Source organism: Pseudarthrobacter sp. 05T312 (genome assembly GCF_056396685.1).
On record NZ_JBFTLY010000002.1, the window covers coordinates 111,325 to 128,329 of the forward strand.

The following is a 17,005-nucleotide window of genomic DNA, read 5'->3' on the forward strand; positions in this document are numbered from 1 at the left end:
GGGCCGGCTGCATCAAGCAGCCGGCCCGGACCTGTTTAGGATTGGCCTACTGATCGGTCGGGAAGCTGATGACGGCTGTGGTTCCACCGCCTGGAGTCTCTTTCAGGCTCAGTTCCCCGCCGTGTGCTTCCACAATGCGCCGGCAGATGGACAGGCCCAGGCCCGAGCCTTGGCCATCCCCCTGGCGGTGCAGCCGGACCAGGGGTTCGAGCACGCGCTGCCGGTCCGCCGGCGCAATGCCCTTGCCGTTGTCCGCCACCAGCACGGTGATCCCGTGGTAGTTCGAAATGCCGCTGATGCGCACGTTGAGGTCCCGGTCCGGGCTCCGGTAGTTCATGGCATTGGCCACGAGGTTCTGCAGCAGGGTGCGCAACTGCCCCGGGTCCACGTGGAGCTTCAGTTCCTCGCTGTCCAGGACGGCTCCGGGCCCGAAGGACAGGCCCAAATCCCTCGCCACCTCGGCCGCCACTTCCTGGAGGGATACGTGCTGCCGCTGGAGGACTCCGCCCATCCGTGAGTAGGTCAGGACGTCCTCAAGCATGGCCAGCATGCGGCGGCCGCTGGCGCCGATGATCTGCAGGTACTCGGCCGCCGGGTGGTCCCCGTCCACTTCATCCTCTGCCAGCTCCACATAGCCCAGCATGGTGGTGAGCGGCCCGCGCAGGTCATGGCTGACGCGTCCGGCAAACTCCGCCAGCTTCGCATTGCTTTCGCGCACCTCTTCGAGGGCACCGTTCAGCTGCAGCGTGCGCCGCTGGAGCTCGAGCAGCTGCACTGCCTGGCGGGCCAGGATCTCCAGCATGTCCAGCTGGTCCTTGTCGGGTGTGCCCGCTGAATTGGAAAAGACGCACAGGGACCCCAGCACGAACCCCGACGACGTCTCAAGCGGAACCGAAGCATAGAACCGGACCGCGGCGATTTCCCCTGTCACAAACGGATTCGATGCGAGACGGGGGTCCAGGGAAGCGTCCGGAACAACCGTTGTCTTCCCCGAGAGGAAGACTTGTGAGCACATGGAGTCCTCCCGGGTGCATACGGCGGCCTCAAAGCCGACGGCGGCCACCTGCTGCTGCTCATCGGAAGTGACAACGTTTATCACGCCGTAGGGGACGCCGCAGAGCTTTGCGGCCAGCTGAACAAGGTTCTGGAGGGGTTCCATTGAAAGCGCCTCATCAACGCTCCGCTGCCGTCCCCCGCTGTCGGCGAAGGTGAACCCGTACTCCTGCAGTAATTCGTCCCGTCCGAGTGGATCGCTGAGCGCTGCTGTCAACGAGTGCGTGCCAACCATTAACGTCCCTTCCCAGACCGCAAAGGGGTCCCCGGGGAGATAGTACAGGCCAGCGCCTGTGTCCCGGGAATACGTTTCCCCGCTCCTCTGCCGCGGGCCGGGATCCCGAGGCATTGCTCCGGCAGGCGGCATAGGATCCTGGTATGGCCAAGCTCATCGTTCCGGACCCAGCCCTCCACTCTTCCTGGCTGGAGGGGACGGCGGAGTTCCGGGGTGCCCATCTTGATGGCGCAGGCGCCGAGGGCTGGTCCCTTGACGGGCTCAGGGACCCCGCCGTCTTTGGCCGCTTCGTCGATGTCCTCATCAAAGACGCGCTGCCGGAAACGGTGCGGAAGCCGGGCTACGTGCCCTGCACCTATTTGTGGATTGCCGACGGCGGCACGTTCCTTGGGTCGCTGGCCATCAGGCATGAGTTGAACGGCTACCTCCTGAACGAAGGCGGGCATATCGGCTACAGCGTCAGGCCTTCCGCCAGGCGCCGCGGCCATGCCGCGAAGGCGCTCGCTGACGCGCTGCCGATAGCACGGGCACTGAGCATCCATCGCGCCCTCCTGACCTGCGACGAGGACAACGCGGGGTCCCGGGCGACTATCGAAAAGAACGGCGGACGGTACGAGGACACGCGCAACGGCAAGCGGCGCTACTGGATTGACACCGACGAGCCGGCGTAAGCAGTCCGGTATGCGAGGCTTGCCAAGTGATCACAGAACACGCGCTGCTTCCCGTTATTCCTGGCCAGGAAGAGGACTTCGAGGCCGCTTTTGGCCAGGCGCGCCACATCATCGCTTCAATGCCGGGGTTCGTATCGCTGTCCCTGTCGCGCTCGGTCGAGCCCCCCAATACATACCTGCTGCTCGTGGAATGGGAGTCGCTGGAGGACCATACGGTAGGGTTCCGGGGCTCACCCGAGTACCAGCAGTGGCGTTCCCTGCTGCACCGTTTTTATGAGCCGTTTCCGGTAGTGGAGCACTTCACCCTGGTAGAGCGGGCGGAATAGAACTCCGTTGGCTTGGGGAAAGCCCCCGCGCGAGTCTCGCTCCAGCGCGGGGGCTCCTTGCTTCCTGCCGGGGAACTGGCGATGGAAACAGTTATAAATTACCGGCCAGTAGTTTGTGGCCATCACAAATTGCCGGGGCTTTGGCCAATCTTGATCGAACTTTGAGGCTGGCCCCGGGCCCTCGGGCTGAAGGCCGCCCTTCAGATTGAGGCGCCCGTCAGTCTGCCGGGCCCGTCAGTCTGCGGGGCCCGCCGAGGCGTCGGGGTCCTCTTCCGGCTCAAAGGTGTTGGGCTCGGCCCCATCCGAGATCCCGACGCCGTCCTTACCACCCGGAATCCCGCCGTCGGCATTTCCCTTGCCGGCTGCGGTGCCCTCCTGCGGCTCGTCCTCAGGCAGTGAATCAGGTGAATTGATGGACATCGCTCCTCCTTCGTTGGCTGGGCCTCAACGCTAACAGCCTGCGGTGGAAAAGGCTCCGGAACAGCTCGAGGTTTCTGCGCCTCCCCAAGAACCGTCGACCTGCTAGCTGCCAGGTGCCGTTGCCCGCTGTTGCCTCAGGATGTAGCGCTGCAGCTTTCCCGACGGCGTCTTGGGCAGGTCCGCGACGAAGTGGATGCGGCGGGGATAGGCGTGGGCGGCGTACTGCGTCTTGACCATGGTCTGGAGTTCAAGCACCAGGGCATCACTGGCGGCGGTGCCGTCCGCCAGGACCACGTAGGCCTCAAGGACTTCACCGCGCAGTTCGTCGGGAGCGCCCACCACGGCACTTTCCAACACCGCCGGATGCGTGGCCAGGACGCTTTCCACCTCGAACGGGCCAATCCGGTATCCGGCCATGATGATCACGTCGTCATCGCGGGAGGAGAAGAAGTAGTAGCCGTCCGCGTCCACCATGCCCGCGTCACCGGTCAGGTACCACTTGCCGTCCGCACTGAACCTTTCGGCGGTCTTCGCCGGCGCATCCTGGTAGCCCTTGAACCACATCATGGGACTCTCTGCCACGTTGACGGCGACCCGCCCCAGCTCGCCGGGCGCAGCCGGCTCGTCGGCGTTGTCCTTGAGGACCGCGCAGCTCCACCCCGGCAGGGGCCGGCCCATGGAACCGGGCCTGAGCTCCGTCCTGACGTCGTCATGCCAGGCGTTGATGATCATCATCCCGTGCTCTGTCTGTCCATAGTGGTCCCGCACCGGAACGCCCAGAACCTCCCGCGCCCAGCTGATCACTTCAGGGGTCAGCGGTTCGCCGGCGGATGAGGCCCGCCGAAGCTGGAAAGGACCCGTTCCGGCGTCGGCTTTCGCGCGCATGGTGCGGTAGACGGTGGGCGCTGCGGCAAAGTTGGTGACGGAAAATGCCTTCAGCACCTTGAAGCTGAGTTCCGGGGAGAATCCGGGGCGCAGCAGGATGTTCCGCCGTCCCGCCGCCATGGGGCCGAGGATCCCGTAGTACAGGCCGTAGGCCCAGCCGGGGTCCGCGGCGTTCCAGAAGACGTCCTCTTCACTGACGTCCAGGCCAAGTTCGATGTACTGGCGGAACGCGGCCAACGCCCGGAGGGGCACCGGTACGCCCTTGGGGGCGCCCGTGGTTCCGGACGTGAAAATCAGCACCAGGGCACCGTCACCGCCCACGGCCTCGGCTGCTATCCCGGGCTGCTGCCGGGCCAGGAGCGGCGTGAGCGCCAGGTCCGGCCGGGAGGCTTCGGCCCCGGCAACGACGACGGCGGCAGGGGTCTGCTGGATCTTCGCCCGCTGGTCCGGATCGGTGATCACGGCCTTTGCCCCGGAGGCGGTCAGCCGTAATTCGATAGCGGGCCATGCAAAGGCCGTAAACAGCGGCACATGGACCGCTCCCCGCCGCCAGATGGCCAGGAGCATGACCACCAGGTCTGCCGACTTTCCCATCAGGGTGGCTACGGCGTCCCCGGGGCCGATGCCCAGCTCGGCCAGGGCTGCGGCTCCCCGTTCCGAGCGTTCCCGGAGCGCGCCATAGGTGATGTCCTCCGCGGAAAGATCGGCAGCCACCACCGTGAAGGCAACGGCGTTCGGGTCATGGCCGTCGCAGAGAAGATCGGCCGCGCAGGCGTCCGGGGCGCCATAGGTGGCAAGAAGGGCATCAACGGCTGGAACCGGACGGGACATTCGTTCTCCTTCGAACAACAGCACCTTGAAACACCGGCATTTGTAACACCGTGGAATCAACCTACTGCACTGAGATGGTCGTCACATGCCGCGCACTGCTGTCATGCGCCGACAGGTCAGCCCTTGGCGCCGGGCGGCCGGATGATCCGCCGCTGCGTTGCGGCGGCGATCGCGGCAGTGCGGTTGTCCACACCGAGTTTGCCGTAGATGTGCACCAAATGCGTCTTCACGGTCGCTTCCGAAATGAACACCTGCTTGGCGATGGCGCGGTTGGACAGGCCCGTGGCCAGCAGTTCCAGCAACTGCACTTCCCGTGGGGTCAGCGAGGTCCCGGGGTTGCTGATCCGGCCCATCAGCAGCGCTGCGGCCCGGGGCGCCAGGACCGTGCCGCCGGCGGCCGCCTGCAGCACCGCCTGCCGCAACTGCTCTGGCGGCGCGTCCTTCAGCATGTAGCCGCTCGCCCCGGCTTCGACCGCGGCGAGGATGTCCGCGTCCGTGTCATAAGTGGTGAGGATGAGCACCGGCGGCGGTGCGTCGAGTTTCCTGATTTCGGCGGTGGCGGTGACGCCGTCCATCCCCTCCCCCATCTGCAGGTCCATCAGGACAACATCGGGTGCCTCGTCCAGGGCAGCGAGCCGCGCCAGTTCCCTCAGCGCCGCCCTCCCGTCAGCGGCCTCCGCGGCGATCGAAATGCCCTCAAAACCGGTGAGCATGGCACGCAGCCCGGCGCGGACCACCGGGTGGTCGTCCACCAACAGAACCCGGACCTCACTCACAGTTCCTCCACCGGGAGCCGGATGGCCACCACCGTGCCTTCGCCCGGCGCCGACTCCACCGCCAGGGTCCCGTTCAGGGCGGCCACGCGTTCCCGCAGCGAGCGCAGCCCAAAGCCGCTGCCGTCCGCTGCGCCCGCGGCACCTGCCGCAACCTCCGGGTCGAAGCCCGTGCCGTCGTCGTACACGTCCATGGTCACTTCACTGCCCAGGAAGGCAAGGCTGACGACGGCGGTGCTTGCCCGGGCGTGCTCGCGGACGTTCGCAAGGCTCGCCTGCGCCGCGCGCAGCAGTGCCACGCGGGCGGGCTGGGGCAGGTCCTGGACTTCCCCGTCCACCTCCAGCCGGCAGCGCAGCGACACCCCCGCAGCCGCAGCGTCGGTCTCGGTCCTGCCGCACAAGCGGTCCAGGGCCTCCACCAGGGTGGTTCCCTCCAGCTGGGGCGAAGCCAGGCCGCGGACAAAGCTGCGGGCCTCGGCCAGGTTGTCCGCCGCGGTCTGCTGCACCAGCGCCAGCCGGCCCGAAGCCGTGGCGTCATCACCGTCTGCGAGCGACTGCTCCGCTGCCCGCCCCAGCAGCACGATGCTGGACAGGCCCTGCGCCAGGGTGTCGTGGATTTCCCGGGCCAGCCGCTCCCGCTCTGCCAGCACGCCGGCCTCATGCTGGGACCGGGCCAGTTCCTCACGGGTCCGCCGCAGCTCATCCGCAGCGCGCCGCTGGTTTTCGGCCTCGCGGTACAAAGCCGCGTAGGCCAGGCCGGTGATCACCGAGAAAATCGCCCCCAGGACAGGCCCCACCACGGCCGCCGCATGCGGAACCGGAGCACCGCTGGCGGCCCACTGGGAACCGATCACCGCTGCCGTCATCAGCGCGATGGCCAGGAGCGCGGCACGCCGCGGCAGCAGGTGCAGGTGGAGGAAGAAGATGGGGAACGCGAGCCAGGCAAAGTCGGGGCTGCCTGCGAGCAGGAGCGCCCACAGGGCCGTCACAAGGCCGAGCCACAGCACACCGTAGCGGCGGGGATCCACCCCGGTCCGCCCCTCGGCGTGGCGCTTTTCCAGGACCGTGCCGGCCAGGTAGAGGGCAGCAAGGACGACGGCGGCGCCGGCCCACACCCAGCGCACGGTACCTCCCGCCATCAGCATCCGGACCAGGCCGACGGCCAGCAGCAGCGCAAACCCCGTGTGCAGCGTGACCCGCAGGACCCTCAGGATGGCTGCCGACGACGCGTTTTCCAGGGCGTTCAATGGCCCTCGCTTGGGGATACCGCCGCGCGCTTCCGGTGGTTGCGGCAGGGGCGTGGCAGGCATTTCACCAGCTTATGCCGGGAGCACGTGCCGGGAATCAACCAAAAGGTTGACTCCGGTATCAACCCTTCCATTCCCGTGGATCAACCATTCCCGCGATCCCCGGGCAGGCTCCTGCCAGGAGAGTGGAACTACAGAACAATCCACCCCTGCTGAGAGAAGAAACAACGTGTTCCTGGCAATCCGCGATATCCGCTTCGCCAAAGGCCGGTTCGCCATGATGGGCGGCGTCGTAGCCCTGATCACCCTCCTGCTGGTCATGCTGTCCGGCCTGACCGCGGGGCTCGCCGAGCAATCCACGTCCGCCATCGGAAGGCTTGGGTCGTCCGCCGCCACACCCGTGGACGTTATCGCCTTCGGTGCCCCCGGCTCCGGCTCCCCCAAGGCGTCCTATACCGAAAGCTCGGTGACCGCCGTGCAGGTGGACAGCTGGAAGGGCCAGCCCGGTGTCCGTTCTGCCGAACCGCTGGGCGTCACCCAGACAAGGGCACAGACGGCGGATGGTTCGGGGACGGCGAATGTTGCCGTGTTCGGCGTTTCGCCGGGGAGTCCGCTGGCGCCCGTGGAGGTCTCCACCGGCACGGCCGTGGTGGGCGCCTCGGTGGCGGAGGCTTTGTCGGTGGGCCAAGGGGACAAGGTGTCCCTGGGCGGCGTGGAGCTGTCCGTCGCCGCCGTGGTGCCGGACCAGTGGTACGCGCACACCAGCGTGGTGTGGACCGCGCTGCCCGCATGGGCCAAAGCTGCGCACGTGTCCGACGCCGGCCAGCTGGCCACCGTCGTCGCCGTTACCTACGCGGACGGGGCGGACGTCGACCGGGCCGCCGCCGATTCCGCCGCGCACACGGTCAGCGAATCCCGCACGGGATCTTTCCAGGCGCTGGGCTCCTTCAAAAGCGAGAACGGGTCGCTGACGCTGATGCAGGCGTTCCTTTACGGAATCTCTGCACTGGTGATCGTCGCCTTCCTGACCGTGTGGACCATCCAGCGCACCCGCGACATCGCCGTCCTGAAAGCCATGGGCGCACCCAGTTCCTACATCCTTCGGGACGCCATGACCCAGGCCGCCATCGTGCTGCTGGCCGGCGCCGGAACCGGAGGGGCCGTGGGTGCTGCCGCCGGCTTCTTGGCCGCGCAGGCCGCCCCCTTCCAGCTGAACCTGGTCACCACGGTGGTTCCCGTCGTCGGGATCGTTGCCCTGGGCCTGGCCGGCGCGGCGCTGGCCGTCCGGCGCGTCACCAAGGTCGACCCGCTCCTGGCGCTCGGCGGCAACTAACCCCTCCTCCCTCCCTTTGAAAGGAAACGTCATGGCCACAACCGCTCCCCTGAATCTGCTCAACGTCACCCTCGAATATCCCGACGGCGGCCGCACCACCACCGCCCTGGACCGGGTCAGCCTCACCGCCGAAGCCGGCCGGCTGGTGGCACTCGTCGGCCCCTCAGGCTCCGGCAAATCCAGCCTCCTGGCCACCGCCGCCACCCTGGTCCGCCCCACAAGTGGCCAAGTCATCATCGACGGCACCGACACCGCGGGGCTCCGCGACAAGGAACTGACAGCCCTGCGGCGCGGGAAAGTGGGCATCATCTTCCAGCAGCCCAACCTGCTCCCGTCGCTCACCGCCGTCGAACAGCTCGTCATCAGCGACCACCTGCGCGGAAAGTCCGCCAAAGCGGCAAAGGCGCGGGCCGCCGAACTGCTGGACGTCGTCGGGCTGTCCGCCAGCGCGGGGAAACTTCCGCACCAGCTCTCCGGCGGCCAGCGCCAGCGCGTAAACATTGCCCGGGCGCTCATGGGCAGCCCCAGGGTCCTGCTGGTGGATGAGCCGACGGCGGCACTGGACCACGAACGGAGTGCCTCCATTGTGGCGCTGCTTCGGCAGGTGACCACCGAATTCTCGGTGGCAACGGTGATGGTCACCCATGACACCGAGTTCGTGCCGCTGACCGACGAGGTGGCCACCATGCGGGACGGCCGGCTCACGGCGCCGGTGCTGGCAGGCGCCTGACGGTAACGACGCAAAACAGCCCCGGCGGTGCCACCCACCGGGGCCGTTTTGCGTTCGTAAAAAGGCCGCGGACTAACCCTTGGGGGTCACCTGCAGGCGGTCGAAGGACACCTGTTTGGCGTCCTTGTCCAGCACCACTACGTCGTCGCGGCCGTTCGGCACGTCGGCAGGCAGGATGAACTCCACCGTGTTAGCCGTGGTGGGGAAGATCCAGCCGATCCGGTAGCTGCGCTTGTTGAGGTAAACGTAGTACCACTGCCCGTAGTCGAGGCCCGCGAGAACCACTTTCTGGCCGTTGCGGTACTTGTCCGCGGTGCCGAGGTCCGACGGAGGCGTCTGGCCTTCAAAGTCCTGGACCGCCAGCGCCGGCGCGGATTCGGGTTGCGCGGGCTGCAGGTTGAGCCGGATGCTCCCGCCGGCCACCGATGCCGTAATGCGCTTGGCACCGTTGTCCGCGGCGGCCTCGAAGCTGACGGGCGCCAACTGGCCGGCGGAGACATCAGCCGCGGTCAGGACATAGTCCCGGGTGGCGGTCACGCTGCTGCCGGCGGCCAGCAGCTGTTCACTGATGCCCGCGTCCGGGGCTGAAACCGCTGTCAATGCCACGTTTCCGGCGTTGCCCAGGGTGTAGGTGTAGGTGACGGTATCGCCCGCTGAGGCGTACCGGTCGCCGTCGGCGTCCTTCCATTCCGCGTCGACGGTGCCTTCAAGCCTGGCGTCGCGCACTTTCAGGTCCACCTCGCCGCCGTTAACGGCATAGGTTCGGGTGGCCTGGCCGGCGGCGCTGACCTCCCAGGAGGTCTCGGGGACGAAGAACCCTTGGGCTGCTTCCTCGGCGGTGACGGTGTGACGGGGAGTGGCGCAGGTGTAGGACTGACCGGCGGGCAGGACGCTGTAACGGCAGTTGCCCGGGCCGTCCGGGACAAACGGGCTGAAGTTACCGGCGGTGGGTACCACCTTTTCCACCAGGGGGCTGGTGTTGGTGACGTCGAACTTATAGGGGAACGCCTCCCCCGCGCTGTACGGCTGCGCGGCCAGGTCCCGGCCGGCGTCGTTGCGGCTGCCAGCGATGGAGGCGGCCGCCAGGCCATCACGCAGTGCCACGGCGGCGCCGGTGAAGGGAACCATCTTGGTGAGCGACGGCGTCGCGCTGGCAGTAATGCTGAATGCCGCCTCCGGGACGAAGTAGCCGCGCGCCACGTCCTCGGCCGTTACCGTGTGCTTAGCCGTGGTGCAGGTGTAGCCGGCACCTGCAGCCAGGTTGTTGAACCGGCAGTTAGGGGCCGACGGCGGGAGGAAGCCGGCGTCGAAAGTACCGGAAACGGGCACGGAATTGGCGGTGACGTTGGCCGTGCTCCTGACGTTGAACGTGTAGCTGAGCACGTCGCCGGCCTGGTACGGGCTGGCGGCAACGTCCCGGTCCGGCGCGGAACCGGTGATGGTGAGGCCCACCTGCGGGGACACCGGCACGGTGGCCGTGAAGGTGGCCTGCGAAACCCGGCCGTCCGCCGTCGTGAACGCCGCGTTGAGGTTCTGCGGGCCGCTGGCGTTGGCCGGGGCGGTGAGGTCCACATTCACGGTCGCGGAGGCACCGGGTGCGACATCAGGCACGGGCACCGTGGTGGCAGACCAGCCGGACGGGGTGTAGACGGTGGCGCTGGCGCCGGAAAGCGTTGCGGCTTCCTGGTTGGTCACTGTCACGGCCACCTGCTTGGTGGCTCCCGGTGCGGTGGTGACGGCGGGGACCGCCAGCGGGGCGCAGGCGTAGTTCAGCCACGCGTCATCGAAGGAGGCGAACGGCATGTTGTCCGTGTAGTTGCCCTCGTACAGGACGCCGAACCTGCCTTCGTCCAGCGTGGTCACCGTGGAGTAGGCGGAGAAGCCGGATCGGATGGTGCGGAGTCCCGGCCAGGTGGCGCCGTCGTCGCAGGACACCCGGGCTGAAACGTTCTCACGCGCAGTCTTGGAATTCGCGTTGGTGAAGATCAGCTTCTTCGCATCGGCCGAGCCCTGCGCGGCGTTGGGGAACATCCGGGCGATAGCACCGTTGTTGGCCGGATCCGGCAATTCGGTGTCCTGCGTGACCGGCCCGTAGGTGGCGCCGCCGTCGGTGGAGACCGCCACCTTGCGGTAGCCCTGGTTGGCGTTGTCCCGCGAGTTGAGCAGGACCCGCCCGTCCGAGAGTTCCACGGTCTTGTTCTCATCCATCCGGTCACCCACGTTGGCGCCCTTGTGCCACGTAGCACCGTGGTCGTCGGAGTAGACGCTGTAGGCCTGGATCCTGTTGGTGCCGTCTGCCTGGCGGACGTCGCCGGCGTACTGCTGGATCAGGCGTCCCTTGTAGGGTCCGTATTTGAGCTGGATGCCTTCGCCCGAGGACGCGAAGTTGGACCTGACGTCGCCCGCCGCGGGGCTGGTCTTGCTGGTGCCTGGCTTGGTGACGCCGGTGAGGAGACGGGGCTGGCTCCACGTGGCACCGCCGTCGGACGATTCGATGACGGCGGAGGAAATGACGTTCCGGTCAGCGTCGTCGTTGCCGAACTGGCTGCCGCCGAAGCCCTGTTCCTTGGAGTAGACGAAGAACGCGAAGACCTTCCCGGCCTCGGCGTCGTAGATGAAGGACGGGTCGCTGTAGCCGTACTTCGGGCCACTGGCGTCGGCCACGTGCCCGGTGGCGATGACCTGCACCGGGCCCCACGTGCGGCCGCCGTCCGTGCTGCGGCGCTGCACGATGGAGTTGGGGTTGGGGGCATCGGCAGCACTGCCGGGCCGGCCGTCCCAGGCTGAGAGGACCACGCCGTTGCCCAGGTGTGCGAGCGCGGGGATCCGGTAGAAGAAGTTGTTGGCGGTCCGGTCTGCCGCCAGGTTCTGTTCCTGGAAGCTGCCCGGTGGAACAGTGGGGCTGCTGGACGGGATGGGCGCGGCCTCCGCGGGCAGCGCGCTGCCAGCCAGCACACACAGGGCCACGGCGCCCGCGCCGGCGGCCTTCCTCAGTGATCTTTTCCTGGTTCTTTTAGTGGTAGTTCGCAAACCATGTCCTTTCTGGACGCCGCGCGGCGGCTCGAGGGGAGGTAACGACGCCGAGGCTGCCCGCAAATGTGATTCTTGCTACATACGACGTCCTACCACCATAGGGTGGCGCGATCCGGAAAGCTAGACTAAACATGTGACGTCCTACCTTTCTCCTGAATGGCCCATTGCCACGCCGGCAGTGGAGCGTGCCCTCGCCACCCGCGGCCATGGCGGATACCGCCAGTACCGCATTCCTGCGCTCGCCGTCACCACTAACGGGACGCTGCTGGCCGCCTACGATGGCAGGCCGAACCTGGACGACCTGCCCAGCCCCATCGATCTGCTGCTCCGCCGCAGCACCGACAACGGCGCGACGTGGAGTGCACAGGAAGTAGTGCGCCGGGGCACCGGCCTGGAGGGTTTCGGCGACCCCAGCCTGCTGGTCGATGCCGAGACGGGGCGGGTCTTCCTGTTCCACGCCGCCGGAACACGCGCCGGGTTCTTCGAATCGACCACGGGAATGGACCATGGCGACGATGACGTCCAGCACTGCGACCTCAGCTGGTCTGACGACGACGGTGCCACCTGGCAGCACCGGCGCCTTACGTCCGAGCTCAAAGCCAGTTCGACCGCAGGCCAGGACATCACCGGCATGTTCGCCGCGGCAGGGCAGGGAATCCAGGTCCATTCGGGGCCGTTCCGGGGCCGGCTGGTGCAGCAGTTTGTAGTCCTGCGCGGCGGAGCGATCATGGCAGCCTCGGCCTGCAGCGACGACCACGGGGACACCTGGAGGTTCGGGGAGTTCATCGGCGCAGGAACCCATGACGCCGCACCGAACGAAAACAAGGTAACCGCCCTGGATGACGGACGCCTGCTGCTGCACAGCCGAGCCACGCCACGGCGGCTGGCTGCCACGTCCAGCGACGGCGGGCAGAGCTGGAGCGGCCTGGTTCCGGTCATGGACCTTCCGGACCCGAGTGATAACGGCTCGCTAGCCCGCTTCGACGGTCTGCCGGCGGTGAAGGGCCTGGCCACCCCCGCGACGGACCGGTGGCTCCTGGCCACCAACAACCAGGACCCCGCCCTCCGGCGGAACACGGTCCTCAGCCTCTCCACGGACAACGGCGGGACGTGGCGCGCCGGGCTGGTCCTCTGCGCGGGCAGTTCCGCCTACTCCACTGCCGCCCGGCTGCCTGACGGCAACATCGGCGTCCTGTACGAGCGCCAGGGCTACCGGGAGATTGTGTTCGCCTCGATCCCACCCGGCCAGCTGACGGACCAGCTTCCAGCGCCCCAGACCCTGCCCGGCAGCAAGGAAGTGGACCGTGGCCTCACCTTCGACATGGAGCTCCGGTCCATCACACCCGGCCTCCCGGCAGTGTGGCAGCACGCCGGTGATTTCCACGCCATGGCGGCCGACGGCGGCGACTGGGGCCCGGCGTCCAAGGAGATCGGCCAGGGCTACTCCGCCGGGCAAACCCAGATTTTGGGCACCCGCGAGGCGCAGGACCTCAACTACGGCCCCATCATTCCCGGCTACAAAGCCGGGGACATCCTCGCCTTCACGGGAAGGGCAAGGAACGACGGCGGCACAACGGTCACGCAGGTCCGTCTCGCCGGGCCCGGGGCCCGGGATTTTCCCGCAACCGACCTGCCGCCGGGCCGGGAAGCGCTCTATTTCACGCCCTCCTACACAGTGACGGCAGAGGATGCCGGGCGGGACACCTTGGAACTCGAGTTTTTGGTTGAAGGGATGTGTGCCGGTTCGCCGGTACGGCGACGCAGGACGTTCCGGTTCGATATCAGCACCGGCCGTGTCAGCCTGGAAGGTTCCCTTCGACCAGGGCGCACATCTGCCTGAGCCGCTCCACCCTTTCCTCGACAGAGAGCCCGTGGCGGGGCAGGCCGATCTTAAACCCACGCATGGGCAGGTTGCCTGCGGCCTCGTTGCACCGATTAATTTCCGCACGGGTCAGCAGGGAGCTGGACGGAGCCCCTTCGACTTCCACGGGCGGGAGGTGGGCATCGATCCAGGGATAACCAAATTCCGTCTTCTCCGGGGAACACCCGGAGAAGACCAGCCCGGCCAGAACCCCTGCCTCGCGGGCCAGGGACAGGTGCCCTGCCGCCGTCTCAGGCATGCCGGATTCAATGACCGACCGGCCCCAGTTGACGACCATCCCCACACGGCCCCAGCCTTGGGCCTTCAAGGAAACAGCGACGTCCACTTCGTCAGCAAAAGCCAGGAACCCTTTTTCCGGCCGGACACCCTCGCGCGGTGCATCGCAGTGCTCGATAAGCACCCGCACGGGTCCCCAGTCCCAGCTGAGGACTTCCTTGAGCGATTCCTCGAACCACCAGGCCGAGGCGCTGCCGGTCGGGGCGGAATGCAGCTCAACGCCCTCCACCACATGCCCGTCATCCTGAAGTCGCAGCACAAACTTCCTGAGGCCTGCCGCATGGTCGAGCGTTTCCCGCCGGGCGGAGGCGTCCCGGGAGCCAAGGCCGAAGGCTGGATTCCCCTGAAGGCGCTGCATGGTTCCGGGAATGGAGGTCACCACCGCGGACCAATGGTGCGGCGCACCGGCGGGCCAGCCGGCTCCGCCGTACGGCCCATAGGGAAGTTCCAGTCCTCGGACGGAAGGTACTCCGGCGAGCGCTTGGTAGAACTGCTGCTGCAACCCATCAGGGTGGGCAGCATAGGCACCGACGATCAGGGACATGGAACCTCCAATTGCATTGCCAAGCGGCAACCCCCGGCCACGGGCGCTGGGAAGTCCACTTGACGTTGCCTGTGATGGGACTTACAGTTTTTCTTACGAGCTAGGACATCCTACATCCGATAAACATCCTTCTGAACGGTGAGGCATATGAACAACATCAAGAACCTGCCACTGGTCAATGACGCCAGTCGCCGGAACTTCCTGAAGCTCGGCGGGGCCATGGGCCTGGCCGCAGCCTTCGCCAGCTCCCTGGCTGCCTGCGGGGGACCTGCCGCGACCACCACGGGGTCAGCTGAGAACACGGCGCCGATCAACAAGGACCTCACCATCGAGGCTGGCATCTCCTACGCCCTCTCCACCGGCTTCGACCCCATCTCCTCCTCCGGCGCAACCCCCATGGCCGCGAACCTGCACATCTTTGAGGGCCTGATCGAGCTGCACCCGGCTACGCGGGAGCCCTACAACGCCCTCGCGGCTTCCGATCCCAAGATGGTCAATGCCACTACTTACCAGGTGGCCATCAGGGACGGCGCGGTGTTCCACGACGGCTCCCCCGTTACCGCCGAGGACGTGGTGTTCTCCTTCACCCGGGTCATGGACCCGGCCAACAAGTCGCTGTTCTCGCAGTTCATCCCGTTCATCCAGGAGGTCAAGGCGCTCGATGCCAAGACCGTGGAGTTCACCCTGAAGTACGCCTTCCCCGGCTTCGGCCCGCGCATCTCCGTGGTGAAGGTAGTCCCCAAGGCGCTGACCAACTTCCCGGTGGGCTCGGACCAGCTGAAGTCCTTCGACGCCAAGCCCGTGGGCACCGGACCCTACAAGCTGATCTCCGCAGTCAAAGACGACAAGATCGTCTTCGAGGCCAACCAGGCCTACACCGGCCCCATGCCGGCGCTTGCAAAGGGCATGACCTGGTTGCTGCTCTCGGACGCGGCCGCACGGGTGACCGCCATGCAGTCAGGCCGTGTCCAGGCCATTGAGGACGTCCCCTACCTGGACATGCAGGGCCTGAAGTCCGCAGCGACCGTCGAGTCCGTGCAGTCCTTCGGCCTCCTGTTCATGATGTTCAACTGCAACGCCGCACCCTTCAACAACAAGAAAGTCCGCCAGGCCCTGCACTACGGCCTGGACAAGGACTCCATCATCAAGAAGGCACTGTTTGGAAACGCCAAGCCGGCCAGCTCCTACTTCCAGGAAGGCCACCCGGACTACGTCAAGGCCAAGAACGTGTACGGCTATGACGCCCAGAAGGCGGCGGACCTCCTCAAGGAAGCCGGCGTCAGCAGCCTGGAATTCGAACTGCTCACCACGGATACTGCGTGGGTCAAGGACGTGGCACCCCTGATGCTGGAATCGTGGAACAAGATCCCCGGCGTCAAAGTCACACTCAAGAACCTGCAGTCCGGCGCTTTGTACACGGACCGCGTAGCCAAGGGCGACTACACCGTTGTTGCCGCGCCGGGGGATCCCTCGGTCTTCGGCAATGACGCGGACCTGCTGCTGAGCTGGTTCTACGCCGGCGACACCTGGATGAAGAACCGCGCCTTCTGGGGCGGAACCCCGGAGCGCGCCCAGCTGGTTGACCTGATGTCCAAGGCAGGCCAGGCCAGCAAGGAAGATGCCAGGAAACTGACCGGCGAGATCGTGGACCTGGTGTCCGAAGAGGTCCCGCTGTACCCGCTCTTCCACCGCCAGCTTCCCAGCGCCTGGGATGCAAAGAAACTGAGCGGCTTCAAGCCCCTGCCCACCACCGGAGTGTCCTTCGTTGGTGTGGGCCGCACTGCCTAGCCCTACCCACCGGAGACTACATTGAGCACCATATTGCGACTGCTGGGCCGAAGGCTCGCAGCCCTGCCGTTGATGGTCCTGGGCATCACCCTGTTGGTGTTCCTGGTCCTGCAGGCGGCCCCCGGAGACCAGGCAAGCAGTGCCCTGGGCGAGGGCGCCAGCGAGGAAGCCAAGGAACAGTACCGTCAGGCGAACGGCCTTAACGATCCGCTGCTGCTGCAGTATGTGCGGTTCCTGGGAAAGCTCCTGCAGTTTGACCTGGGCGTCACCACGCCCCCGGCCAAATCCGTGGCGAGCATGATCGGTTCGGCGTTCCCCCTGACGCTGCAGCTGACCTTCCTGGGCGTCATCATCGCCGTTGTGGTTTCCCTGGTGTTCGGCATCATCGGCGCCTTGTACCGGGACAAATGGCAGGACCAGCTGGTCCGTGTCTTCTCCATCGCCGCGGTGGCGACGCCGTCATTTTGGCTGGGCATCCTGCTGATCCAGTGGTTTGCACTGGGTCCGGCACCGATGTTCCCGTCCGGCGGCATCGCCACCCCGGAGTCCGGCTTCGGGGGGTGGCTGAACTCCATGGCACTGCCCGCCCTGGCCCTCGGGATCCCCGTCTCGGCGTCCCTCATCCGGGTGGTCCGCACCTCCATGGTGGAGGAACTGGACCGGGATTACGTCCGTACGGCCATCGGCAACGGCGTGCCGTACCGCGAAGTCGTCTCCAAAAACGTGCTCCGGAACGCACTGGTGACTCCGGTGACCGTGCTGGGACTGCGGATCGGCTACCTGCTGGGCGGCGCCGTCGTGATTGAAATGATCTTTGCCCTGCCCGGCATGGGGCAGCTGATCCTCAACGGCATCACCAACCTGGACGTCAACCTGGTGCAGGGCGTGGTCCTGACCATCTCCGTCACCTTCGTCCTGGTGAACATCGCCGTGGACCTGCTCTACCTGCTCATCAACCCCCGAATCAGGACCGTGTGA

At 66.7% G+C, this 17,005-nt stretch carries 14 protein-coding genes; 7 read left to right on the forward strand and 7 right to left on the reverse strand.

Annotated features, from left to right (window positions below; genetic code table 11):
* Positions 1 to 46 precede the first annotated feature (46 nt).
* On the reverse strand, positions 47 to 1,288 hold the full coding sequence (locus AC1DIP_RS04645) for a GAF domain-containing sensor histidine kinase (RefSeq protein WP_477733011.1): 1,242 nt from the start codon (positions 1,286 to 1,288) through the stop codon (positions 47 to 49).
* A 143-nt stretch (positions 1,289 to 1,431) separates the two neighbouring features.
* Here AC1DIP_RS04645 and AC1DIP_RS04650 point away from each other — a divergent pair, with 143 nt between their 5' ends.
* Together AC1DIP_RS04650 and AC1DIP_RS04655 are read left to right on the forward strand one after the other, a co-directional pair.
* On the forward strand, positions 1,432 to 1,959 hold the full coding sequence (locus tag AC1DIP_RS04650; protein WP_477733012.1) for a GNAT family N-acetyltransferase: 528 nt from the start codon (positions 1,432 to 1,434) through the stop codon (positions 1,957 to 1,959).
* Between the two features lie 26 nt (positions 1,960 to 1,985).
* On the forward strand, positions 1,986 to 2,285 hold the full coding sequence (locus AC1DIP_RS04655; RefSeq protein WP_477733013.1) for an antibiotic biosynthesis monooxygenase family protein: 300 nt from the start codon (positions 1,986 to 1,988) through the stop codon (positions 2,283 to 2,285).
* 234 nt (positions 2,286 to 2,519) lie between these two features.
* On the opposite strand, the gene AC1DIP_RS04660 is transcribed toward AC1DIP_RS04655, so the two are convergent.
* From AC1DIP_RS04660 to AC1DIP_RS04675, 4 genes are all read right to left on the reverse strand, one after another.
* Positions 2,520 to 2,705 carry a hypothetical protein gene (locus AC1DIP_RS04660; protein WP_477733014.1) on the reverse strand — a complete coding sequence of 62 codons (186 nt, stop codon included), beginning with the start codon at positions 2,703 to 2,705 and terminating at the stop codon, positions 2,520 to 2,522.
* A 102-nt stretch (positions 2,706 to 2,807) separates the two neighbouring features.
* Positions 2,808 to 4,421, reverse strand: coding sequence for an AMP-binding protein (locus AC1DIP_RS04665; protein ID WP_477733015.1), 1,614 nt, complete (start codon positions 4,419 to 4,421; stop codon positions 2,808 to 2,810).
* 116 nt (positions 4,422 to 4,537) lie between these two features.
* Entirely contained in the window at positions 4,538 to 5,197 is a 660-nt protein-coding gene (locus AC1DIP_RS04670; RefSeq protein ID WP_476207408.1) for a response regulator, read from the reverse strand.
* The gene (locus AC1DIP_RS04675) at positions 5,194 to 6,504 is read right to left on the reverse strand and encodes a sensor histidine kinase (protein WP_477733016.1); all 1,311 of its coding nucleotides are present in this window, start codon (positions 6,502 to 6,504) and stop codon (positions 5,194 to 5,196) included. Before AC1DIP_RS04675 ends, AC1DIP_RS04670 begins: the two co-directional genes overlap by 4 nt.
* A 166-nt stretch (positions 6,505 to 6,670) precedes the next feature.
* Between AC1DIP_RS04675 and AC1DIP_RS04680 the strand changes: the two genes are divergently transcribed.
* Both AC1DIP_RS04680 and AC1DIP_RS04685 read left to right on the forward strand, forming a co-directional pair.
* Entirely contained in the window at positions 6,671 to 7,774 is a 1,104-nt protein-coding gene (locus AC1DIP_RS04680) for an FtsX-like permease family protein (RefSeq protein WP_476207411.1), read from the forward strand.
* Between the two features lie 31 nt (positions 7,775 to 7,805).
* Entirely contained in the window at positions 7,806 to 8,504 is a 699-nt protein-coding gene (locus AC1DIP_RS04685; protein ID WP_476207413.1) for an ATP-binding cassette domain-containing protein, read from the forward strand.
* Between the two features lie 72 nt (positions 8,505 to 8,576).
* Here AC1DIP_RS04685 and AC1DIP_RS04690 read toward each other — a convergent pair whose 3' ends face one another.
* Positions 8,577 to 11,459: a sialidase family protein gene (locus AC1DIP_RS04690; RefSeq protein ID WP_477733017.1), complete on the reverse strand. Its 2,883-nt coding sequence runs from the start codon at positions 11,457 to 11,459 to the stop codon at positions 8,577 to 8,579.
* A gap of 211 nt (positions 11,460 to 11,670) precedes the next feature.
* Here AC1DIP_RS04690 and AC1DIP_RS04695 point away from each other — a divergent pair, with 211 nt between their 5' ends.
* A complete protein-coding gene (locus tag AC1DIP_RS04695; RefSeq protein WP_477733018.1) occupies positions 11,671 to 13,377 on the forward strand; it encodes a sialidase family protein in 1,707 nt (568 codons plus the stop codon).
* Here AC1DIP_RS04695 and AC1DIP_RS04700 read toward each other — a convergent pair.
* Positions 13,334 to 14,239, reverse strand: coding sequence for a DUF4862 family protein (locus tag AC1DIP_RS04700; RefSeq protein ID WP_477733019.1), 906 nt, complete (start codon positions 14,237 to 14,239; stop codon positions 13,334 to 13,336). The two genes, AC1DIP_RS04695 and AC1DIP_RS04700, sit on opposite strands and share 44 nt — an antisense overlap.
* Positions 14,240 to 14,386: 147 nt before the next feature.
* On the opposite strand from AC1DIP_RS04700, the gene AC1DIP_RS04705 reads away from it, so the two are divergent.
* Entirely contained in the window at positions 14,387 to 16,027 is a 1,641-nt protein-coding gene (locus tag AC1DIP_RS04705) for an ABC transporter substrate-binding protein (protein ID WP_477733020.1), read from the forward strand.
* Positions 16,028 to 16,048: 21 nt separating this feature from the next.
* A complete protein-coding gene (locus tag AC1DIP_RS04710; RefSeq protein ID WP_476207424.1) occupies positions 16,049 to 17,005 on the forward strand; it encodes an ABC transporter permease subunit in 957 nt (318 codons plus the stop codon).

What these genes read in the sequence shown, in the direction of transcription:
- AC1DIP_RS04645 (WP_477733011.1), bottom strand. Translation starts at nt 1,288, where the DNA reads ATGGTTGGCACGCACTCGTTGACAGCAGCGCTCAGCGATCCACTCGGA.
- AC1DIP_RS04650 (WP_477733012.1), top strand. Translation starts at nt 1,432, where the DNA reads ATGGCCAAGCTCATCGTTCCGGACCCAGCCCTCCACTCTTCCTGGCTG.
- AC1DIP_RS04660 (WP_477733014.1), bottom strand. Translation starts at nt 2,705, where the DNA reads ATGTCCATCAATTCACCTGATTCACTGCCTGAGGACGAGCCGCAGGAG.
- AC1DIP_RS04665 (WP_477733015.1), bottom strand. Translation starts at nt 4,421, where the DNA reads ATGTCCCGTCCGGTTCCAGCCGTTGATGCCCTTCTTGCCACCTATGGC.
- AC1DIP_RS04675 (WP_477733016.1), bottom strand. Translation starts at nt 6,504, where the DNA reads ATGCCTGCCACGCCCCTGCCGCAACCACCGGAAGCGCGCGGCGGTATC.
- AC1DIP_RS04685 (WP_476207413.1), top strand. Translation starts at nt 7,806, where the DNA reads ATGGCCACAACCGCTCCCCTGAATCTGCTCAACGTCACCCTCGAATAT.
- AC1DIP_RS04700 (WP_477733019.1), bottom strand. Translation starts at nt 14,239, where the DNA reads ATGTCCCTGATCGTCGGTGCCTATGCTGCCCACCCTGATGGGTTGCAG.
- AC1DIP_RS04705 (WP_477733020.1), top strand. Translation starts at nt 14,387, where the DNA reads ATGAACAACATCAAGAACCTGCCACTGGTCAATGACGCCAGTCGCCGG.